General features: G+C 52.8%; 19 protein-coding genes. 3 read left to right on the top strand and 16 right to left on the bottom strand.

The window, feature by feature from the left end; translation table 11 throughout:
- Window positions 1-19 precede the first annotated feature (19 nt).
- From hypA to NC856_RS11945, 8 genes are all read right to left on the bottom strand, one after another.
- Window positions 20-361 carry a hydrogenase maturation nickel metallochaperone HypA gene (gene hypA, locus NC856_RS11980; protein WP_264090660.1) on the bottom strand — a complete coding sequence of 114 codons (342 nt, stop codon included), beginning with the start codon at window positions 359-361 and terminating at the stop codon, window positions 20-22.
- Window positions 354-896, bottom strand: coding sequence for a hydrogenase-2 assembly chaperone (gene hybE / locus NC856_RS11975; protein WP_264090659.1), 543 nt, complete (start codon window positions 894-896; stop codon window positions 354-356). The genes hypA and hybE overlap by 8 nt, the downstream gene beginning before the upstream one ends.
- A complete protein-coding gene (locus NC856_RS11970; RefSeq protein WP_264090658.1) occupies window positions 880-1413 on the bottom strand; it encodes a HyaD/HybD family hydrogenase maturation endopeptidase in 534 nt (177 codons plus the stop codon). Before NC856_RS11970 ends, hybE begins: the two co-directional genes overlap by 17 nt.
- The gene (gene hybC / locus NC856_RS11965) at window positions 1413-3119 is read right to left on the bottom strand and encodes a hydrogenase 2 large subunit (protein WP_264090657.1); all 1707 of its coding nucleotides are present in this window, start codon (window positions 3117-3119) and stop codon (window positions 1413-1415) included. The genes NC856_RS11970 and hybC overlap by 1 nt, the downstream gene beginning before the upstream one ends.
- Window positions 3097-4296, bottom strand: a complete 1200-nt coding sequence (hybB, locus tag NC856_RS11960; protein WP_264090656.1) for a Ni/Fe-hydrogenase cytochrome b subunit — start codon at window positions 4294-4296, stop codon at window positions 3097-3099. Before hybB ends, hybC begins: the two co-directional genes overlap by 23 nt.
- Window positions 4283-5311, bottom strand: a complete 1029-nt coding sequence (hybA, locus tag NC856_RS11955; protein ID WP_264090655.1) for a hydrogenase 2 operon protein HybA — start codon at window positions 5309-5311, stop codon at window positions 4283-4285. The genes hybB and hybA overlap by 14 nt, the downstream gene beginning before the upstream one ends.
- Window positions 5312-5314: 3 nt before the next feature.
- Window positions 5315-6454 (bottom strand): hydrogenase 2 small subunit, encoded by a 1140-nt coding sequence (gene hybO / locus NC856_RS11950; RefSeq protein WP_264090654.1) that lies wholly within the window; start codon window positions 6452-6454, stop codon window positions 5315-5317.
- Between the two features lie 630 nt (window positions 6455-7084).
- Window positions 7085-8677, bottom strand: a complete 1593-nt coding sequence (locus NC856_RS11945; protein WP_264090653.1) for an ABC-F family ATPase — start codon at window positions 8675-8677, stop codon at window positions 7085-7087.
- A gap of 184 nt (window positions 8678-8861) precedes the next feature.
- Between NC856_RS11945 and NC856_RS11940 the strand changes: the two genes are divergently transcribed.
- The 3 genes from NC856_RS11940 to NC856_RS11930 all read left to right on the top strand — a co-directional run bounded on the left by NC856_RS11940 (window position 8862) and on the right by NC856_RS11930 (window position 12273).
- The gene (locus NC856_RS11940) at window positions 8862-9743 is read left to right on the top strand and encodes a PhzF family phenazine biosynthesis protein (RefSeq protein WP_264090652.1); all 882 of its coding nucleotides are present in this window, start codon (window positions 8862-8864) and stop codon (window positions 9741-9743) included.
- Window positions 9744-9788: 45 nt separating this feature from the next.
- A complete protein-coding gene (locus tag NC856_RS11935; protein WP_264090651.1) occupies window positions 9789-10319 on the top strand; it encodes a GNAT family N-acetyltransferase in 531 nt (176 codons plus the stop codon).
- 256 nt (window positions 10320-10575) lie between these two features.
- Window positions 10576-12273, top strand: a complete 1698-nt coding sequence (locus NC856_RS11930; protein ID WP_264090650.1) for an alpha,alpha-phosphotrehalase — start codon at window positions 10576-10578, stop codon at window positions 12271-12273.
- A 137-nt stretch (window positions 12274-12410) separates the two neighbouring features.
- On the opposite strand, the gene NC856_RS11925 is transcribed toward NC856_RS11930, so the two are convergent.
- From NC856_RS11925 to nuoI, 8 genes are all read right to left on the bottom strand, one after another.
- On the bottom strand, window positions 12411-14375 hold the full coding sequence (locus NC856_RS11925) for an alkyl/aryl-sulfatase (protein ID WP_264090649.1): 1965 nt from the start codon (window positions 14373-14375) through the stop codon (window positions 12411-12413).
- Between the two features lie 648 nt (window positions 14376-15023).
- The gene (elaB, locus tag NC856_RS11920) at window positions 15024-15335 is read right to left on the bottom strand and encodes a stress response protein ElaB (RefSeq protein WP_264090648.1); all 312 of its coding nucleotides are present in this window, start codon (window positions 15333-15335) and stop codon (window positions 15024-15026) included.
- Between the two features lie 160 nt (window positions 15336-15495).
- Complete coding sequence (gene nuoN, locus NC856_RS11915; RefSeq protein WP_264090647.1) at window positions 15496-16956, bottom strand: NADH-quinone oxidoreductase subunit NuoN; 1461 nt, start codon at window positions 16954-16956, stop codon at window positions 15496-15498.
- Between the two features lie 6 nt (window positions 16957-16962).
- The gene (nuoM, locus tag NC856_RS11910; RefSeq protein WP_264090646.1) at window positions 16963-18498 is read right to left on the bottom strand and encodes an NADH-quinone oxidoreductase subunit M; all 1536 of its coding nucleotides are present in this window, start codon (window positions 18496-18498) and stop codon (window positions 16963-16965) included.
- A 98-nt stretch (window positions 18499-18596) separates the two neighbouring features.
- Entirely contained in the window at window positions 18597-20444 is a 1848-nt protein-coding gene (gene nuoL / locus NC856_RS11905) for an NADH-quinone oxidoreductase subunit L (RefSeq protein WP_264090645.1), read from the bottom strand.
- Window positions 20441-20743 (bottom strand): NADH-quinone oxidoreductase subunit NuoK, encoded by a 303-nt coding sequence (nuoK, locus tag NC856_RS11900; protein WP_113865101.1) that lies wholly within the window; start codon window positions 20741-20743, stop codon window positions 20441-20443. Before nuoK ends, nuoL begins: the two co-directional genes overlap by 4 nt.
- Window positions 20740-21294, bottom strand: coding sequence for an NADH-quinone oxidoreductase subunit J (nuoJ, locus tag NC856_RS11895; protein WP_264090644.1), 555 nt, complete (start codon window positions 21292-21294; stop codon window positions 20740-20742). Before nuoJ ends, nuoK begins: the two co-directional genes overlap by 4 nt.
- A gap of 9 nt (window positions 21295-21303) precedes the next feature.
- Complete coding sequence (gene nuoI, locus NC856_RS11890) at window positions 21304-21846, bottom strand: NADH-quinone oxidoreductase subunit NuoI (RefSeq protein ID WP_264090643.1); 543 nt, start codon at window positions 21844-21846, stop codon at window positions 21304-21306.
- Window position 21847 lies beyond the last annotated feature (1 nt).

Raw genomic sequence — 21847 nt, 5'->3', positions numbered from 1 at the left:
CAGAAAGCTTAAAAAGCCGTTACTCGATCGCCAACTGTTTGATTTGCAGACTGTCGCCATCATCTACGCGCAGATGGTAACTGCCGCAAACCGGACATCCGACGCCGTGCTCAACCACGTCGATGACCGCACTGCATTCCCAGCACCAGGCCTTGGCCGGGCGGATAGCGATATGCAACCGACAACCTTCCGCCAGCGTTTGTCGACAGACGGACTCGAAACAAAAACGCAGCGCGCTCTCTTCAATACAGGAGAGCGCCCCCACTTCCAGCCAGACTTCGGTGACCCGACGGGCCTGATGTTGACGCGCCTGCTGCTCAATCAATTCCAACGCGTTGTAGCACATGGAAATTTCATGCATGGGGTTCACTCCGGTTTCGGCGAAACAGTTCGCGGCGACGTAGGTTACGCGGCGCATCGGCATCCGCCACCGGCAACGACAGCGCCATTTTCGCACTCTGCTCAGCCAGTGAAACCGCTTGCTTCCCGCGTAGTCGGCTATCGATGGGCGACATCAGCGAGCAGGACAGATATTGTTTTCCCGCCATCTCGCCAACGATAAACGTCACATTACCGCAAGGGAGGGCTAACGCCAGACGATCGGCTAACGGCCTGTCCGACCAGACCTGCCCCGGCCCCGGAAGAACCAGCAAACTCATCATCCAGGGCGTCAGCAGACAACCGACCCACTGCTGCTCAAACCGGGTAAAACCGCAGGCGCGCACCGGGATGTCCGCACGGAAAAACGGCAACGAACGCATTTTTTCATCGGCAATCGTCATGAACATCCGCTCCAGCCACGCTGCCGGATGTTCATCATGACGAACAACGGACGACGCTGCATTGCGCTCACCCGTTATCCGGTGCACATCGGTCACATCAGATGTGCTGTTCACTATCGACCTTGTCGCTATCGATCTCATTACTGCCGGCCTCGCCTCGTTCACTCACTGTTACGCCGCTTTGCCGCAATGCGGCCACAACCTGTTGTAACGCAAGCTCAAGCGCCTGTTTTACCGTTGCGCTCAAACCGATATGCACCGCCAGAGAAGCCGGCTCGACGCCAATCAGCGTCAGTTGACGCGGAAATTCCTCCGTCAGTTGCAATGCCATCAGCACATCGGCTAAACCCAACTGGTGCGGGGAAATTTTGCGGGTAAACAGCGCAGGGACTTCGCTGTCGCGCAGTATCGTCACCGTGCCTGGCGCTTGTCCGGTCAGCACCGCATCGGTCACGATCAGGTGATCGCGCTTTGCCATCGCGTCCATCAGTTCCAGTCCGCAGGTGCCGCCATCAACGATGTCGATTGGCGGCGCAAAGGTATAACGCTGTTCCAACGCTTCCACGATCCGCACCCCAACGGCTTCATCACTTAACAGCAGATTGCCCACCCCCAACACCAGTATGTTCATCACAGCACCTTAACCCGCGTCACTTCGCTGCCATCAACCATATCCACGATATGCACCGCACAGGACATGCACGGATCAAACGAGTGGATGGTTCGCACCACTTCCAGCGGTTTATGTGGATCGGCGATCGGCGTACCCACCAACGACTGTTCGTAAGGGCCGGCGACCCCCTCGAAGTTACGCGGCCCGGATGTCCAGGTTGAAGGCACCACGGCCTGATAGTTGGTGATTTTACCGTTTTTGAAGACGATCCAATGCGACAGCATGCCGCGCGGCATTTCCCCGAACCCGACGCCGCGGAACTCAGTATCCGGCGATAAATCAGGTTTGATAAACGTCTGGTGATCGCCGTTGCCAATGTTGGCGACCAGCGCCTGCCATTGCTGCGCCAGCGTATCCTTCAATACGCAACAATGCACGGTGCGACCGATCACCCGGCCCAATGTGGAATGCAGGTGTTCCTCTTTCAGTGTTTGTCCCGTCAGTTTCTGGTAGGCCGCCGCCACTTGCGCATAGTGGGCTTCGGTATCCTGATGTTTGGCCGCCAGACTGCACAACAGCCATGCCAGCGGCCCCACCTCAACCGTCTTGCCGTAGAAGGTCGGCGCTTTCACCCAGGTGTATTTGCCCTCATCCTGCCAACCAGTGTAGTTCGGGCGCGTTAATCCCTCCCACGGCGCCAACGGTTCATCGTCCTGATACCAGGCGTGTTTGCCGCTTTCCTTGATGCCGTCGATCAGAAACGGATCGGTGTGGCTGGTAATCGGCCGATAGTTGGCAAAGTCGCCATTTTCCAGATAACCGCCGGCCAACAGGAAGCTGCCGCCCTGGTTATCGGTCGGCAGTTCCGGGACGCTGAGATAATGATCGGCGCCTTTACCCAGACTCAGCCAGTCAGGATAGTGCGCCGCGATCACCGCGCAATCCACTTTGTAGACCTGTTCGATAAAGTCGCTCAACCGATCGATAAACGATTTCACGTACATCAGGCGTTCCAGATTCAGCACGCTGGGGGCATCCAGATTGATCGGATTCGCCACGCCACCTACCGCCAGGTTCTGGATGTGCGGCGTCTTGCCGCCGAGGATCGCCACAATACGGTTCGCGTCACGCTGACACTCCAGCGCCTGCAAATAGTGGGCGACGGCAATCAGATTTACTTCCGGCGGCAACGCCATCGCCGGGTGTCCCCAATAGCCGTTGGCGAAAATCCCCAGTTGACCGCTGGCGACCAAATCTTTCAGCTTTTGCTGCACCTTGGAGAATTCCGCCGCATTGTTCAACGACCAGTCGGACAACCCTTTCAGTAACGCTTCCGCTTTTTGCGGGGAGGCATCAAGAGCAGAGGTCACATCCACCCAGTCCAGCGCGGATAGCTGATAGAAATGCACGATATGGTCGTGGATACTGTGCGCCGCCAGGATCAGGTTACGGATGTATTGGGCATTGACCGGCACATTCAGTTGCAGAGCATTTTCTACCGCACGCACCGAAGCAATGGCGTGCACCGTGGTGCAGACGCCGCAGATACGCTGCACAATCATCCACGCATCGCGCGGGTCCTGACCTTTAACAATTTCCTCCATACCGCGCCACATGGTGCCGGATGACCAGGCTTTGGTGACTTTCCCCTGTTCAATTTCGCAGTCAATGCGCAGGTGTCCCTCGATACGGGTAATAGGATCAATGGTGATGCGTTGGCTCATGCTTTACCTCGGCCTGATAATTCTTATGAACGCCTTCCAGCGCGGGAAGTACCGGCAACAGCCGGATTAACAAGATGTAGGCGCAGACTTCAATCGCCACAAAACCGATGGAGATCAGCACTTCCGCCGTCGCCGGGAAATAGTGATAGCCGCCACCGGGGTTGAAAGCCAGCAGGGAATAGCTCAGCCGCCATAAGGCCGCGCCGAACAACAGGCTCAACGCGCCCACAAATAGCAGACGTGAATCGTGGCGGAAGCGTTGGAAACGGAACACCACCAACGGGAAGATCATCAGCGCCGCTTCACACCAGAACGTTATCGCAAAACGATCGCCTTTAAACAGATAGCCCAGTTTGTCATTCCAGCTTAATTCGCCGAACCGCAATACCACAAACAACAACAGCAGAACCTGAATGATTTGCGTCAAACGAGCAAACAGGTGTTTTTCATTCGGCCCGCGCCCTTTTAATCCGGCCTGCGCCAGCGAACCTTCAAACATCACGATGGAAAAACCCATGATGAAGGCGGTCAGCAGCGAGAACAGCGGCAATAGCTCATAGCTCTGCCACAGCGGATGAACTTTATAACCGGCGGAAATCATCAATGAACCCATGGATGACTGGTGCATGGTCGGCAACAGCGCGCCCAACGCAATGATAAAGAACATCACTTTGTTCAGACGCCTGAGCGAGACTTTCCATCCCATGCGTTCGCAGATCACCGGCGCGAACTCCAGCGCCATGACGCCGATGTAGATCGTCATACAGACCGCGGTTTCAAACAGCACCGATGAAGTATTGAAAAAGCCCGGAATAAAAAAGTACGGCAGATTCCAGTAACGTCCGACATCAATAGTGATCGACAGCCCGCCGAGCGAATAACCGAACAAGCTGGCCAACAGCGCCGGACGCACCAGCGGATGATATTCTCCGCGGTTAAACACATAGACCGCCCAGGCCAGCGCCCAGCCGCCGCAGGCAAAACCGGTACCCACCAGCAGATCGAACGCGATCCAGATCCCCCACGGATAGCCGCCATTGAGCGCCGCGACATCGCCAATACCAAACACCAGACGTTTTACGATCAGCAGCGCGCACAGCACGATAAACGGCGCCAGCAACATGATCGGCCAACTGACCAGACGTCCGCCTAATGGACTCGCTTTATGCGCCGTCATGATTGTCCTCCTGTTTCCTGTCGGCTTCCGGGCGGTGATCCGCCCGGTCAGACCGGGTGTTGCGATGCACCAGAACAGATAGCCCGGCCAGCACCGCCAGCGGCAACACCATGCCCTTGTAGAGTGTGTGCTGGACATATTCGGAGCGGGCGCCGGTGGAAAGCTCGGCCAGTTCCGGCAGATCCAGATTCTGGTAAGGCACGCCCGCCAGCACCAGCACCTGCGTACCGCCAGCCTCTTTTTCGCCATAAACATGCCGATCGTATTTCGGTACGGTGTGGAGATAGGTATCCTTTTTCGCCAGCGTCTGACGCGGATAGCGGTACTCCTCTCCCGCCTGCAATGACAAACGATGCCGCGCTTCAGCCAATAATTCTTCACGCGTGCCGAAAATCACCGCGCCCGTCGGACAGACATCCACGCAACCCGGCAGGCCGCCTTTATCCAGACGTTCCAGCCCCGGCTGATTACACAGTTCGCATTTGTGCAGTTTGCCGAACGGATTTTCGTAGTCATATTTGGGAATATTGAACGGACAGGCCACCATGCAGTAACGACAACCGGTGCAAACGCTGGCGTCATAGTGCACCACGCCGGTTTTGACGTCTTTCTTCAGAGCAGTGACCGGACAGACCGATACGCAGTTGGGATCGACGCAATGCATGCACTGTTTCTTGATGTAGGCGTAGCCGTTGTCGGCCTGATCCTTGTTTTTTCCTTCGCCGGAGCGCCACACCTGGATGATGTTATTGGTGTAAGGACTCAGCTTGTCATTGTTGGACCAGATTGCCGAACCGCCCGCATAGATCTTGCTGTCAGGGTTATAGGCCGATTGGTTGACCAATTGACATTCTGTCACGCATGCCTGACAGCCGACGCACAATGTTGAGTCATATAACATACCCAACGCGCCGGGGATCGGCGGTTTGTTTTGCGCCGCGGCCTGGCTGGTCAATGGCTTACCGGCCAGTAACGCACTGGCGGAAGCCAGTTTGAAAAAATTGCGTCTGTTCACGGCTTAACCCTCCCGGGGTCCGTTTCCGGCGTCTTGCTGGCCTTGGCTCTGCTTTTGCTGACGCCCCAACTCACGCACGGTCATCAGACTGACGCCCCCCACCACACCCAGTATGCCGCCAATCAACCCGACAGCCGTCGCCGATATCTCACCGCCTTCGGGACTGTGGATGTCCGGTTTTTCAACATGCGGCGTGGGATTCTCAACGTTGGCCAGTTGGAAGATACCTTTGGTAAACCCGATCCCTTTCTCGTTACAGCCGTAGCAGGGATGTCCGATCCCCACCGGCCAGATGCCGCCGCCCACATCGCAAAATTCCAGCGTCGGACAGTTGCCGTAAGTTTCCGGCCCTTTACAGCCCAGGTGGTAGAGGCACCACCCTTGCCGATGGCCTTCATCACCAAACTCTTTGGCGAAACGTCCGGCGTCAAAATGCGGACGCCGTTCGCAGTTTTCATGGATCAAACGCGCGTAGGCAAAGGTTGGCCGTCCCTCGGCATCCAGGGCGGGCGGACGTTGGTAAGTGATGATGTGGGCGACGGTGGCGAGGAAATTATGGGGATTCGGCGGACAACCGGGAATATTGATGACCGTCTTTCCGGGCAGCACATCCTGCAAACTGACGGCGCCTGTCGGGTTGACGCCTGCCGCCGGTACACCGCCCCAGGCCGAACAGGAACCGATGGCGATAATAGCGGCGGCATGTTCCGCCGCTTCGCGGATATGATCCACAATCGGCTTGCCCGCCACCATGCAATAGATACCGCCATCCTTCATCGGTATCGAACCATCAACCACCAGAACAAATTTCCCTTTATATTGTTCAACGGCCCGATGTTTGTTTTCTTCCGCCTGTTCGCCGAAAGCGGCGGAAAGCACTTCGTGATATTCCAGCGAAATGGTATTTAACAACAGAGTTTCAATGGTTGGATGCGTTGCTCGCAACAGGCTTTCCGTACAGCCAGTGCACTCCTGCGCGCCGATCCAGATAACCGGCGGGCGCTGTGGAGAACTGATTGACTGGGCAATATCCGCCACCGCGGAATCCGCCAATCCCATTGATGCCGCCAGTGCCGCACATAACTTCATAAAATCACGGCGATTCACGCCATGATGGGAAAGCAGTAAATTTTCCCCACTCATTTTTATTATTCTCCTGTACCTGAACGGAGTAACACACAATATGTGTGTGGGTATGGTAAGGAGTAATTTAAGTTAACAGACTTGATCTCTATCAATCGCTGGGACAATAGATTTATTGTTTCTGTTATAACTGTGACTTAATACGCACAGCGTCTATTTAGAAGTACAGCGATATTTTTTAAATGAGAAATAATCGCAATAACGTCAGAACATTATCATTTCATTTATATTTAATGAGCTAAATCGATTAATCACCTTATGCAATCATCTAAATAAAAACCAATAGCAATATGATATAAAAAGATTTTTTAAAAAAGTTCTTTATCGATATTTATTTTATTCATAAGGACGTAGCGGTATTTTTTCTATCTGAAAATCCTAAATAAAATTACTTACTTTAGGTATTTTAGTTTAAAAAACATAATATCAAACGCCCTGAATTACGGTGGAAGAAAATGCCAGATAACCGAATAATCTCTGACATAATAAATATTGGTTATCTTTGTTAGCGGAATACAGAATAAACACGGCTTTCAACGGCTATTCATGTTGCTGGAGGCCAAATAAAAAGGCAGCGACGGATCAACCGTGCTGCCCTGGATAAGAAATTGCGCCGTTCTCAGCTATTGGTTACTGAATCCCCTGACTGCGCAGGTAATCTTCGTAATTGCCCGTAAAGTCGATGACGTTATTTGCTGTGATTTCCAGAATACGGGTCGCCAGCGAACTGACGAACTCACGGTCGTGAGAGACAAACAACAGCGTCCCCTCGTATAATTCCAACGCCATGTTGAGCGATTCAATCGATTCCATGTCAAGGTGGTTGGTCGGTTCATCCATCACCAGAACATTCGGACGCTGCATCATCAACTTACCAAACAGCATCCGGCCTTTCTCACCACCAGACAGGACTTTCACTTTCTTCTTGATATCGTCCTGACTGAACAGTAACCGCCCCAGCACGCTACGCACCGCCTGTTCGTCATCCTTTGCCTGTTTCCACTGGCTCATCCAGTCAAATACGGTCAGAGAATCGTCGAATTCATATTCATGATCCTGCGCGTAATAACCGATTTTCACATTTTCCGACCACTTCACCGTACCGCTGTCAGGCTGCATATCGCCGACCAGCGTTTTCAGCAACGTCGATTTACCGATACCGTTGGTCCCCAGAATAGCGACCTTCTCACCCACTTCCACCATCAGATTCAATTTGTGAAACAGCGGGCCGTTATCAAAGCCTTTCGCCAGCGCTTCCACTTCCAGCGCATTACGGAACAGTTTCTTATCCTGTTCAAAGCGGATGAACGGATTCTGACGACTGGAGGCCTTCACTTCTTCCAACTGGATTTTATCAATCTGACGAGCGCGGGAAGTCGCCTGTTTGGATTTGGAGGCATTGGCGCTGAAGCGGCTAACGAAAGACTGTAACTCGGAAATCTGGGCTTTTTTCTTGGCGTTATCCGCCAGCAGACGTTCACGCGCCTGTGTTGCCGCCGTCATGTATTCATCATAGTTGCCGGGATAAATACGCAGTTCGCCATAATCCAGATCCGCCATGTGGGTGCAGACCATATTGAGAAAGTGACGATCGTGGGAAATGATGATCATGGTGCTGTTACGCTCGTTCAACACCTGCTCCAGCCAACGGATGGTAGCGATATCCAGGTTGTTGGTCGGTTCATCCAGCAGCAGGATATCTGGATTGGCAAACAACGCCTGCGCCAACAGTACGCGCAGTTTCCAACCGGGGGCCACTTCGCTCATCGGGCCATAGTGTTGCTCCACCGGAATACCGACGCCCAGCAGCAATTCACCAGCACGCGCTTCAGCGCTGTAACCATCCATTTCACCGTATTGCACTTCGAGATCGGCAACTTTATAGCCGTCCGCTTCGCTCATTTCCGCCAATGAATAAATGCGATCGCGCTCTTCTTTTACCGCCCATAGTTCCGCATGGCCCATGATCACGGTATCCAGCACGCTGTATTGCTCAAAGGCGAACTGATCCTGACGCAATTTGCCCAGACGCTCATTAGGGTCAAGGAATACATTACCGGAACTCGGCGCCAAATCGCCGCCAAGAATTTTCATCAATGTGGATTTGCCGCAACCATTCGCGCCAATCAAACCGTAACGGTTACCGCCGCCGAATTTAACGGAAATGTTCTCAAACAACGGCTTGCTGCCGAACTGCATGGTGATATTGTTGGTACTTAACACAGCGCTTACTCAAGTAAAAAATGTGATTTAGCACGCATTATGCCACAAAAGCGCCTCATAATCGCGGCTAGTTTTGCGCAATCTTTAACCGGCAATGCAGGATTGAGACGAACGATTGGTGAGAAATGGTTGATAAAAATGGTCGATGAGAAACAGTCTATAAAAAACAGAGGAAGAATAACCTATGCCATTAACTCGCCGTTTTAAACAAATCGATGTTTTCACCAGGCAGCCTTTCAAGGGCAATCCGCTGGCGGTCATCATGGAGGCGGATGGGCTGAGTGACGAGCAAATGCAACAGATCGCCCGCTGGATCAACTTATCGGAAACGACATTTTTATTCCCCCCCACCGATCCAATGGCCGATTATCGCGTGCGGATCTTTACCCCGGAAACCGAATTTCCATTTGCCGGTCACCCGACGCTCGGTTCAGCACACGCTTTATTAGAATCCGGGTTACAGACCAAAACGCCCGGCCAGATCGTCCAGCAATGCGGCATCGGTCTGGTGCCGGTTAATATCGGGGATGACGGCATGTTGGCTTTTCATGTGCCGCCAGCCGCTATCGAGCCCTTCGACAGCGGACTGTATCCGTTGCTGGAGCGCACGCTCGGCAGCAGCAAAATCGATAAACGCTATCCGCCAGCCAACGTCAATATGGGAATTCGTTGGCTGGTTATTCGTCTGGACTGCGCCACGACCTGTCTGGCTATCACGCCTGACGCTTCATCGCTGGCAATGTTAGTGCAACGTTGTCACACGGACGGCATCGCCATTTACGGTCCTCATGATCATGCCACGCCAGCAGATTACGAAGTACGTGCCTTTTATACTGAGTTGGATGTGTTAAAGGAAGATCCGGTCACCGGCAGCGCTAATGCCTGCATAGCCGCGCTTCTGCGGCATCAGCTTTACCCGGACAACATTGCCGATAAACTGGGCTACAGCGTCCGCCAGGGCGTCAAGCGCCACAGTGATGGTCGGCTGTTCATCACTTATCTGGACAATGAACCCTGGGTGGGCGGACACAGCGTGACCATTATCGACGGTACACTGCAAGCGTAAATATCATGATACGGAAGGACAACAACATTGATTGAAGGAGCTACAATGGAGACACTCGCCGAATTACATCACCCGCCGCATCTGCATTTAAGTATTCAGGATGAGCGCGACGCCGCGGCAATTTTTGCCTTGATCCAACAAGAGAAGCCGCGCCTGCGAAGAACGTTGCCCTGGCCTGATTCCGTGACCTGCGTTGATGATTCACTCAAGACGATCAAAACCAACCGGGAGGCGTTCGCGGCCAGAGTTGCGGCGGTATATGTGATTCGCTGGGATGATGTGATCGCTGGTATCGTTTCCTTTAATAGCATCCAGAATAAAACCGGCGAGATTGGCTATTGGATTGCACAATCCTTTGAAGGCAAAGGTATCGTTTCGCAGGCGGTGACCACCATGATCGAAGCGTACCGCGCCGCTGGCATCGTTGATCGCTGTATCATCAAGGCGGCGGTTGAAAACTCACGCAGCAATGCGTTGGCCCGGCGACTCGGCTTTGGTTTTTATCGGCTGGATAAGAAGGCGGAAAGAATCGGCGATCGTGATTTCGACCAGAACATCTATCACTATCCCGACTGACACCGTTCGGTAAAGTCGCCTCAACGCAGGCGACTTTTTTAACGCCGCTGCCCCGCATTTTCCCCTCCCTTGACGGAAAGATCAGCCAGATTGATGCCGCTGAATGCTGCCCAATCAAAACACAACAATGCGCTATGCTTTCTTTATATCTGGCGATGGTGACCGCGACGTTCATTCGCGCCGGCGCTCACCGGCTCCCTAAAAGGCATTGGTTGCGAACCGCCGGCAAATGTTTGATTTCAAAAAGGAGATCTTCATGACGACATCCGTCCCCTGGTGGCAAAATGGCGTGATTTATCAAATCTATCCGAAGAGCTTTCAGGACAGTACCGGCAATGGCGTGGGTGATATCAGGGGAATCATCTCACGTCTCGATTATCTGCGGCGGCTGGGCGTTGATGCGATCTGGATCACCCCGGTTTACCTCTCGCCGCAAGTTGATAACGGTTATGATGTCGCTGGCTACTGCGTTATCGATCCCGCTTACGGCACCATGGCGGATATGGAAAAATTAATTGCCGAGGCGCACCAACGCCGTATTCGCATCCTGATGGATATGGTGTTTAACCACACATCTACACAACACTGCTGGTTTCAGGCGGCACAAGAACGTCGCAGCGCCTACCGCCATTTTTATATCTGGCGCGATGGCGATGGCGACGACAAAGCCCCGCCGAATAACTGGCGCGCCAAATGCGGCGATTCGGCCTGGCAATGGCATGCCGCAAGCCAGCAATATTATCTGCATCTTTTTACCACCGAACAGGCCGACCTCAATTGGGAACATCCGCGGGTACGCGGCGCATTGAAAAAAGTGTGTGAATTCTGGGCGGACAAAGGCATCGACGGATTGCGCCTCAATGCAATCAATCTGATCTCCAAACACCCCGATTTCCCTGACGATGAACAAGGCGGCGGAGAGCGCTACTATACCGATGGCCCTCGCATCCATGACTATCTGCAAGAATTCAGTCAGGAGGTATTCCAGCCACGTGGGTTGATGACCGCAGGAGACATGTTATCCGCTTCGCTTGAGCATGCTCGCCGTTACGCGGCGCTGGATGGCAGCGAACTGTCCATGATCTGCAATTTCCAGCATCTGGAAATTGATTACGCCAATGGTGAAAAGCAGGCCTTAACAAAACCGGACTTCATTAAGCTGAAACAGATAATGAACCGATGGCAGCAGGGCATGCACCAGCATGCCTGGAATTCGCTTTTCTGGTGCAATCACAATCATCCCCGTATCGTTTCACGTTTCGGCGACGAAGGCGAATTCCGGGTTCAGTCGGCCAAAATGCTGGCGATGATACTGCACGGTATGCAGGGAACGCCCTATATTTATCAGGGAGAAGAAATCGGCATGACCAATCCCGGCGACACGACATTGAGCCAGTATCAGGAAGCGGAAAGTCTGAATAGGGTTGCCGAACGGCACGACGGCGCACCGTCGGATGAACAACCGCAGGCGATCCTCGCCGCCCCCTCGTGTGATAACAGCCGCACGCCGATGCAGTGGAATAACAGTAAAAATGCCGGTTTTACCGCTGGCGTCCCCTGGCTGCAACCTTGCGAAAATTACCCGCATATTAATACCGAACAGGCGCTGGCCGATCAAAACTCGGTCTTCTATACCTATCAGCAATTGATCATGATGCGTAAAACGCTCCCGCTCGTGACGCATGGCAATTATCAGGATCTCCTGCCCGATCATCCCTCTATCTGGTGCTATCAGCGGTGCTGGAACGGACAGCGGCTATTGGTTCTGGCGAATCTCGCCAAACAACCGCAACACTGGCAGCCCTCGCCAGTTATCATCACCGACTGCCGCCGTTGGCGGTTGCTAATGAGTAATTATGCCGATGCCGCCGTCCACCCCGCTACACTGACGCTACGCGCTTTTGAAGCGATTTACTGGGTGCAAGGCATCGCGGAAAAAGAGGATAAGGTTTAAGTGGTTAGCGTTGGCTTGCCGCAATCCGCCACATGCGCTTTAACCATTTGTCAGTAAAACAGGTTACCGGCGGTATCCGGGGCAAATGGCTCCCCCGATAACCTGTTTCTCGTCACCATGATAAGGGCGCGCTAAACCTAAGGCAGCGCAATATTGAAGTCATTGAACTCAGGATCGATGGCCTCTAGCCACCTCTGTACCGCAGCACGATCACCTTTCACATTAAGCCCTTGTTTTTCCAGTTCCGCCAACGGTTTCTTTGGAAACAACATATCCAGGATCTCAGTACGCGGCCCGGTAATGGTCGCGGCGGCTGATGGGCTTGCTCCCGGACGAACTAACATCACCGTTCCCGTCAACTCTACGCTGATAGTTTCTTCACGCTCAGGCATGACAATATTGAAATACAGCTTGTCACCCAGTCTTTCCGGTGCAAAACGCGTGGCGACCGAATCCAGCAGCAGTTGCGTCGGTACGCCCACCAACATGTCCTGATTCTGAGTCAGCATGGGTTTTATCCGTCCGTTGCGCAGTTCATTGGCGGCGGCAAGAAATTGATTGCGCCATAAAGCGCTCTCCGCTTGATAGCCTTGTTGTTCGTAACTGTCAGCCAGCATCGCACGGGCATCCGTATTCTCAGGTTCAGCGAACACCAGTTGGTTTAATAAGTCTGATGACCAGCGATAGTCTCCCGCGTCCATTGCCTTACGTGCAGTAGCAAGGATCTTACCGGCGCCGCCAATAACTTCCACCATTCGTTTGGCGCGCTCTTCCGGCGGCAGCGGATCCAGATTGGCCGGCACCGCGTCGTACCATCCTAGGTAATACTGATAAACTGCTTTCGCATTATGTTTATAAGCGCCATAGAAACCATGATTGAACCATTCACGCGATAACTGCTCCGGCTGGGTCAACGTTTCGGCGATTTCAGCCGGCGTCTGCCCCCGATTCATCAGCCGGACGGTCTGGTCATGGAGATAACGGTAATTATCTCGCTGGGATGCGAGTAAATTGCTTATTTCGTCCTGCCCATAACGCGGCCAACAGTGGCTAGCGATGAGGGCATCACTACGCTTGCCATACCGTTGCAACGCTTCGTCCAGGTAACCCGCCCAGAGCTTCGCATCCCGAACCTTTGCGCCGCGCGGCGTCAGAATATTATGCATCGCGCAGACTGAAATTTCGGCAGAAAGGAAAACTTTGGGAACCTCTATATAAACGTTGAATTCCGCTGGCGCCTCGCTGCCGGAAACCATCTGAAATTCAAACGAAACGCCATCGATAGTCCGTTTTTCCCCGGTCTGTTCAACGATATCGGTTGGCGTTATCAGCGTTAATTCACCGGCGGGCGCACTCGCGCTCAGCCCGGTTCCCATATTACCCAACGGGCCAGGTTTGATGCCGATGCCAAACTGAAATACACCGCGCCGGACGGTTACCGGCGCAGCCATAATATTTTCGCTTGCGCTCTCTTCAGTAAAACCTTTGGGCGCATAGATCCTGACTTTGCCGGACTTAATGTCATTTTCGTCGACAATCGAGCGCACGCCGCCAAAGTGATCGCCGTGAGAATGCGTGTACATTACCGCCGTCACGGGCCGGTGTCCCAGCGTATCGTTAATCAGTTGCAGGGCGGCGGCGGCCGTCTCGCGCGTCGTCAGGGGATCGATAATGATCCATCCCGTTTTGCCGCGCACTATCGTCATGTTTGACACATCGAACCCGCGAACCTGCCATATGCCCTCCCCGACGGTATAAAGGCCATGGTGACGAAGCAACCCCATCTGACGCCAAAGAGCAGGATGTACTGAGGCTGGCGCATCGCCTTTTACATAATCGAATGCAGACAGATCCCAGGCAACGTCCCCTTTCTGATTACGAATGATGGGATCCTTTCGGGTAGCGATAAATCCACGCGTGGCAAATTCAAGATCTTGCCCGTTATCACTTGGCAAAGCGGATTTAATGCGTATCTGCTCAGCAATCGTCGCCGATGACGCAGGTTTAACAGTCAGATCTGCGGCCGCCTCACTGTTGCCGGCGACGAAGATCGCTGTAACAAGGATAGCAGCCAATGGACTTAACCGACTGATTAGATTCATGGTTACCTCTTTAATGTTGTTATCATATGGATCATCCCAACTCTGTTGCCAGTCGCTGTAACATCCATCGGTTGCAGAAATTCGCATTCCAGCGCTGACTCTGGCTAAGCCGCTATTTTGAATAAAAGAACGTCAAATTTTTAATACCCATAACAATAGAGCGGCAATATAAAATCGCCTTGCTTCGTTTTATGTCGAACAAATATAACGGCGACTCGCTATTTTGGATAATAGATGTAATTCACTCCTCTATTCATAAATAACAGGTAAAAAAAAACCTAAACATTTATCGCTTGTTGCCAATACGATAAATGTTTAGGTTTTGCCTGCTCAGCAGTAACAATCCTAGAAAATAGCTATATTCAACTTAACATTGCCCTGGAAAAACAACCAGATTTATTTCCTCCAGTGTAAAAAAATATGATAATGCTCATATATTTTGATGCCACATAAGGTTTGTCAGAATGATGACAATCACATTGTCATATAAATCAATTTTTAAACAGACTCCGCCAATACCCAGCAGCACGATTTTTCATACATGAATCACCTGCTTTTGATGTTGCCGAATTAACAAGTCAAAAACAGGTGATTATACATTCCTGTACCAGCTATCTTATGGCGCAAATGATTCATCACATACACAAGCTAGCGTTTGGCCAACAGCAACCCCATAACCAGCCCGACAGTCGCGCCGATACCGATACCATGCCAGGGTTTGTCGTGCACATAAACGTCCGCTTTATCCGCAACCTTTTTTGCCCGAGCATAGTAACTGTCGCTTGCACCAATGCGCGACTTCACTTCCTGTAAGGCTTTTTCCGCTCCTTTCTTCAGGTCAAGATAGGCTTTGTCGGCCTGATCCCCTGAGTAACGCAATAACTCATCCAGCGTATCAGACAAAAGTTTCAGATCGTCATCAACACGGATTTCTTCAGGCTGTTGCTTTGCTGCTGCCATAAAGTTTTCCCTCTTGTTATAAAAAGTGATTGTCTGAGTAACTATAGACAATTCTGAGCACTTCCGTTGTCAAATGACGACCAGATCATTCCTAAATAAAAAAACGCCGCTGATCCTCATCAGCGGCGTTTTTATCCACCAGAACTCTCTGTTTACTGTTTTACATGATGGGCTGGGCCAACTGCACCAGCGAAATCAGCGGTTGCGGGTAAAAGCCCAGGATCAGTACCATTATTGCTGAAATCACGACTACCGCGCCGCCAGCCGTTAATGCCCAGCTTCCCGACACATCATCACGATTTAACACCGGCGGTGCATCCAGATAGAGACTGACCATCAGCCGCAGGTAATAATAAAGACCAATCGCGCTACCCAGCACAACGGCGCCAGCCAGCCACCAAAGTTCAGCATTGACGCCCACCGCCAATACATAAAACTTACCAAAGAAGCCCAGCGTCATTGGGATACCGGCCAGTGACAGCATCATCACCGTCATCACCGCGGACAATACCGGTTTGCGCCAGAACAGCCCACGGTAGGAAAGCAGCGAATCCGCCTCCTGATCATTGCTCGGACTGGACATTAAACTGACGACGCCAAAAGCGCCCAGGCTGGCGAACAGATAGCCCACCAGATAGACGCCGACGGTTTCCAGCGCCAACTGATGACTCTGCACCGCGATCAACGCGACCAGCAGATATCCCATGTGCGCCACAGAGGAGTAACCTAATAAACGTTTGATGCTGCTCTGCGAAACCGCCATCACGTTACCAAACACAATCGAAGCGAGCGCAATCACGCCAAGCGCTATTCTGACTGAATCGCTGTCCACCATCGGCGCATAGAGGAACAAACGCATCACCGCGCCGAAAATGGCGATTTTGCTGGCGGTTGCCAGGAAGGTCGAAACCGGCGCTGGCGCGCCCTGATAAACGTCCGGCGTCCACAGTTGAAAAGGAACCAGCGATAGTTTAAAGCCCACACCGACGATTATCATACCCAAACCAGCCAGCAACAGCGGCTCATGGATGCGCTGGTCGCTCAGACTCTGCCCCAGACTGGCAAAAGTCAGATCGCCCGACTCCGCATACACCAGCGCCATACCGAACAGCAGGAAAGACGACGATGCGGCCGATAGCAACATGTATTTGATGCCTGCCTCCAGCGAACGCGCCTGGTGGTAGGCATAGCTGACCAGCCCAAATAACGGCAGTGAAATCAATTCAATACCGATAAACAGCGACGCAAGATGATTGGCGCTTGCCAATACAATTCCACCTAACGCGGCAATCAGCACCAGCAGATAGAACTCATCACGGTTATCCGCATAACCTTCCAGCCACGAATAAGCAAAAGTACAGGTTGCCAGACTAGCGACCAGCACCAGTCCGGTATAAAGCCTGGAAAAACCATCAACCCGTAACAGCGGAGTGACATCGGTTGGCCCTGCCTGGCCGACGAAGTAAAGTGACAGCAAAGCTATGCTCAGGCCGATAACCGCCAGGGTTGCGTTGAAAAAATGGTTGCGTCGCCACGCAATGCACAGCATCACAACCACTACCGTCAATCCTACGATCAACAGCGGCGATAGCGCGATTAGTTGTTGAGGAGTTATTGTCATGGCGAATTACGGCCTTGTTGTTGAGATTATTGAATCTGGAGCAGACGACATAAACCACTGCTGGATACCTGACATCGCCGCGCTGGACGTATCCAGAATCGGCTGCGGGAACACCCCTAACAACACCAGTAATATCACCAGCGGCATAACGACGGACAATTCACGCATCGTCATACCCGGCAGCGGTTGTTCCGATTTTGGGGCGCCATAATAAGCGCGCTGCATCAACATCAGCGAATAAACCGACGCAAACACCAGGCCGAATGTGGAAATCACCGTAATCACCGGCACAACCTGATAACTGCCGATCAGAATATTAAACTCGCCGACAAAATTTCCGGTTCCCGGCATACCTAACGTCGCGACGGCAAAGAAGAGCGACAGCGCCGGTAAATAGCGCAGGCGAGCCCATAGCCCTCCCATCTGGCGCATATCCCAGGTATGTAAGCGCTCATATAGCTGACCACACAGGATAAAAAGACCCGCAGCCGACAAACCGTGCGCAATCATCAGAATTACCGCGCCCTGAAAAGCCTGTTGGTTGCCGGAGTAGATCGCAATCATCACGAATCCCATATGGGAAACGGAAGTATAGGCGACCAGACGCTTGATATCCGTCTGATTAAACGCCATCCAAGCGCCATAGAATACGCTGATCACCCCAAGCCACATGGCAATCGGCGCAAATTCGTGCGACGCGTTGGGAAACAACGGCAAACTGAAGCGCAGCAGACCATAGGCCGCCGTTTTCATCAATAATCCGGCCAGATCGACGGAACCTGCGGTCGGAGACTGGCTATGCGCATCCGGCGACCAGCCATGAACCGGCACCAATGGCATTTTCACCGCGAACGCGACAAAGAATCCCAACATCAGCAGGTATTCAATGCCATACGACATTTCAGTATTCAGCAACGCTTCATAACTGAAGGTCCAGACGCCGGTCGCATCGTAATGAACAAACGCCAGCGCCAGAATCGCGATCAACATGATTAAGCCGCTGGTCTGGGTGTAAATGATGAACTTGGTGGCGGCGGCGGTGCGGGTTTTGTCGTCAGAACCTTTGTGTCCCCAGATGGCGATGAGGAAATACATCGGCACCAGCATCATTTCCCAGAAGAAAAAGAACAGGAACAGATCGACGGCGACGAACACGCCTATCACCCCGACCAGCGTCCATAATATTCCCAGGTGGAAAAGCCCCTGATTGTGGTGCTCTTCATTCCATGAGCAGAGTACCGCCAACACCCCAAGTAACGCGGTCAACACCACCATCAGCACCGAAAGTCCATCCAGTGCGAGATGGAAATTAATGCCGAAACGCGGGATCCACGGAACATTGTACTCGGCCTGCCATTGCGGTAGTCCGCTGGGCGTTACCAAAGAATAACCACCTTGCAACCACAGTTGCAGAGATAGCACCAGAGTCAGCCCCATCGCAATCAACGAGATCCAGCGCGGCACTTTCGTGCCCAAACGCGCTGACTGCCAGCACAGCAGACCGCCGATAAAGGGGATAAGAATTAGCCAAGGTAGTAGCATGGCGCTTTGTGTCCCTAAATTAAAGAAATCTGAAAACTTGCCGGGGCGGACATTCACATCGGGAATGTCCCACCCATCATACGTTTCCGGCTACCGTCTTAAACCAGCAATAACAACGCCAGCACGACGACCGCGCCCAACCCCATGGAGGCAACGTACCAGCGCACCTGACCATTTTCGCTCACTGTCAACCCACGGTTACCCCAGCGGGTAATGCAAGCTGGAATATTCATCAGTGCGTCCAGCGGATCACGCCGCAGCAACTTCGCAATAACCAGGTAAGGTCTGACAAAGACTTTGTCGTACAACCAGTCGAAACCCCAGGCATGGAACCACCAGGTCGAGAAGAAACGTCCGGGCGCGCTTTGTGCAATATTGTTCACCAATTGACGTTTACCCAGCCACAACATGGCAGCCAGTACGATGCCCGCGACGGCAACCACGCCGGAAGCAATTTCCAACGTCATTAGCTGGCCATGCTCAAGTTCTGTTGTTTGCGGCAGTACGCCCTGCAAAGGAGGAACAATCATCGCGCCGATAAACGTCGACAGCACCATCAACACAATCAGCGGCAAATGATGAGAAATTCCTTTTCCCGCATGCGCCTTGGTTTTTGCTTCGCCGTGGAACACGATAAAAATCATACGGAAGGTGTACAACGAGGTCATAAAGGCCCCGGCCAATCCCGCCACCATCAGGTTGAGATGACCATTCGCCCATGCCCCGGCCAGAATTTCGTCTTTACTGAAGAAGCCTGCCGTCAGCAACGGCAATGCCGACAGCGCCGCGCCGCCAACCAGGAAGCAGACATAAACCAACGGGATGGTTTTACGCAGGCCACCCATTTTGAAAATGTTCTGTTCATGATGACAGGCCAGGATGACCGAGCCAGAAGACAGAAACAGCAGCGCTTTGAAAAACGCGTGCGTCATCAGGTGGAAAATCGCCGCGTCCCATGCCTGCACGCCCAACGCCAGAAACATATAACCAATCTGACTCATGGTGGAATAGGCAAGCACACGTTTGATATCCGTCTGCACCAGGGCGGCGAATCCGGCCAATACCAGCGTAACCGCACCGATGATGCCGACCAGATGCAGCACATCCGGCGCCATCAGGAACAGGCCGTGAGTACGGGCGATCAGATAAACGCCCGCGGTTACCATGGTTGCGGCGTGGATCAATGCGGAAACCGGCGTCGGACCGGCCATCGCATCGGCCAGCCAGGTCTGCAACGGCAACTGCGCGGATTTACCTACCGCGCCGCCAAGCAACATCAAGGTCGCCCAGGTTATCGCCGGAGAACCTTCCGCCAGTTGTTGCGGCGCCAGCACCATCAGTTCCCGGAAGTTCAGCGTGCCCAGTTCGTTGTAAAGGATGAACAAGGCGAATGCCAGAAATACGTCGCCCACGCGGGTTACCACGAAGGCTTTCATCGCCGCCGCGCCGTTTTTCGGATTGGTATAGTAAAAACCGATCAGCAGATAGCTGCACAGCCCCACGCCTTCCCAGCCGAGATACATCAGCAACAGGTTATCCGCCAGTACCAGCACCACCATGCTCGCAATAAACAGGTTGGTGTAGGCAAAAAAGCGCGAATATCCTTCTTCGCCGCGCATGTACCATGAGGCAAACAGATGGATAAAGAAGCCAACGCCGATGACAACGGACAGCATGGTGACAGACAGGCCATCAAGCGTCAGCGTAACGCCGATATTGAAATTGCCGACCGCCATCCATGTCCACAAATGCTGGTTAAAAATGGTCGCGCCACTTTGTTGCTGGCCCATAAAATCGACCACAACCCAGGCGGTCACTAACGCTGCCAGACCAATCGAGCCAACTCCGACGGTTGCAGAAGTATTCTCAGACCAGCGACCGCGGGAAAAAGCCAGCAACAGAAATCCGAGCAGCGGAAATAATATGGTTAAATAGAGTAAGTTCATCCGCGCATCTCACTGACTGTATCAATATTCAGGGTTTGACGGCGACGATACAGCTGTAGCAATAACGCCAGACCAATACTTGCCTCGGCAGCCGCCAGCGTAATCGCCAGAATGTACATCACCTGACCGTCCGGCTGCTGCCAATAACTCCCCGCCACCACAAATGCCAACGCCGCGGCATTGATCATGATTTCAAGACTAATCAGCATAAACAGCAAATTACGGCGAATTATTAGCCCGGTCAGCCCTAACACAAACAGCGTGGCGGCTAAAATCAAGCCATGCTCTAACGGAATCATGCGCGTTCCCCCGCTATTTTCTTATCAACATCCTGGTTCTCATTACTGATGACCTCGCCACGCTTGTCTTCACGACCAATATGGAAAGCAACGACCAACCCTGACAGCAACAGCATTGAGGCAAGCTCAACCGCTAAGACATAAGGCCCGAACAGACTGATGCCTACCGTTTTCGCATCCACCATTTCACCGGTGATGCCCTGATCGCTCAGGCTTAGGATCGCCTTCACCACCACGATCAGTAAAACCAGCGACAGCAGTCCGGGACCAATCCAGACGCCCGGCTTCAGCCACACGCGCTCCTGCTCCTCCACGGCGTTGCCGAGGTTGAGCATCATGACTACGAAGACGAACAGCACCATAATGGCGCCCGCGTAAACGATGATTTCCAACGCGCCGGCAAAGTAGGCGCCCAGCGAGAAAAAAACGCCCGCGACGGCCAGCAGGGAAACTATCAGATATAACAGCGCATGCACCGGATTGGTGTGGGTAATGACGCGCAATGTCGCCAGTACCGCCACCAGACCCGTAATATAAAAAGCGAATTCCATGCTAGCTCCTTAAGGCAATAGACCTTTAACATCAATGGGTTTGGCTTCGTTTTCGGCTTCGCCTTTATCTTTCCCATCGATGGCCATGCCCGCCATCCGGTAAAAGTTGTACTCTGGATATTTACCCGGTCCCGATATCAGCAGATCTTCTTTTTCATAAACCAGATCCTGACGTTTGTAATCGCCCATCTCAAAATCCGGCGTTAGCTGAATGGCGGTGGTCGGACAGGCCTCCTCACAAAAACCGCAGAAAATACAACGCGAGAAGTTGATGCGGAAAAACTCGGGATACCAGCGGCCATCTTTGGTTTCTGCTTTCTGTAACGAAATACAGCCGACCGGACAAGCCACCGCACACAGGTTGCAAGCCACGCAACGCTCTTCGCCATCGGGATCGCGCGTCAGCACGATCCGCCCACGATAACGTGGCGGCGGATTCACCGGCTCCTCAGGATACATTCTGGTTTCACGCTTTTTAAAAGCGTTTGATCCCACCATACAGATACTGCGTACCTGGGTGCCGAAACCAACCACTAAATCTTTTAAGGTCATG

The sequence above is a fragment of the Brenneria izbisi genome (genome assembly GCF_025840185.1).
GTDB lineage: Bacteria > Pseudomonadota > Gammaproteobacteria > Enterobacterales > Enterobacteriaceae > Brenneria > Brenneria izbisi.
The sequence above is the reverse complement of the archived record's forward strand: the minus strand, read 5'-3'. Positions and strand labels throughout refer to the sequence as shown.

Excerpts from the sequence above, each read along its gene's own strand:
- hypA (WP_264090660.1), bottom strand. The coding sequence starts at position 361 with ATGCATGAAATTTCCATGTGCTACAACGCGTTGGAATTGATTGAGCAG.
- NC856_RS11970 (WP_264090658.1), bottom strand. The coding sequence starts at position 1,413 with ATGAACATACTGGTGTTGGGGGTGGGCAATCTGCTGTTAAGTGATGAA.
- hybC (WP_264090657.1), bottom strand. The coding sequence starts at position 3,119 with ATGAGCCAACGCATCACCATTGATCCTATTACCCGTATCGAGGGACAC.
- hybB (WP_264090656.1), bottom strand. The coding sequence starts at position 4,296 with ATGACGGCGCATAAAGCGAGTCCATTAGGCGGACGTCTGGTCAGTTGG.
- hybO (WP_264090654.1), bottom strand. The coding sequence starts at position 6,454 with ATGAGTGGGGAAAATTTACTGCTTTCCCATCATGGCGTGAATCGCCGT.
- NC856_RS11940 (WP_264090652.1), top strand. The coding sequence starts at position 8,862 with ATGCCATTAACTCGCCGTTTTAAACAAATCGATGTTTTCACCAGGCAG.
- NC856_RS11935 (WP_264090651.1), top strand. The coding sequence starts at position 9,789 with ATGGAGACACTCGCCGAATTACATCACCCGCCGCATCTGCATTTAAGT.
- NC856_RS11930 (WP_264090650.1), top strand. The coding sequence starts at position 10,576 with ATGACGACATCCGTCCCCTGGTGGCAAAATGGCGTGATTTATCAAATC.
- NC856_RS11925 (WP_264090649.1), bottom strand. The coding sequence starts at position 14,375 with ATGAATCTAATCAGTCGGTTAAGTCCATTGGCTGCTATCCTTGTTACA.
- elaB (WP_264090648.1), bottom strand. The coding sequence starts at position 15,335 with ATGGCAGCAGCAAAGCAACAGCCTGAAGAAATCCGTGTTGATGACGAT.
- nuoN (WP_264090647.1), bottom strand. The coding sequence starts at position 16,956 with ATGACAATAACTCCTCAACAACTAATCGCGCTATCGCCGCTGTTGATC.
- nuoM (WP_264090646.1), bottom strand. The coding sequence starts at position 18,498 with ATGCTACTACCTTGGCTAATTCTTATCCCCTTTATCGGCGGTCTGCTG.
- nuoL (WP_264090645.1), bottom strand. The coding sequence starts at position 20,444 with ATGAACTTACTCTATTTAACCATATTATTTCCGCTGCTCGGATTTCTG.
- nuoK (WP_113865101.1), bottom strand. The coding sequence starts at position 20,743 with ATGATTCCGTTAGAGCATGGCTTGATTTTAGCCGCCACGCTGTTTGTG.
- nuoJ (WP_264090644.1), bottom strand. The coding sequence starts at position 21,294 with ATGGAATTCGCTTTTTATATTACGGGTCTGGTGGCGGTACTGGCGACA.
- nuoI (WP_264090643.1), bottom strand. The coding sequence starts at position 21,846 with ATGACCTTAAAAGATTTAGTGGTTGGTTTCGGCACCCAGGTACGCAGT.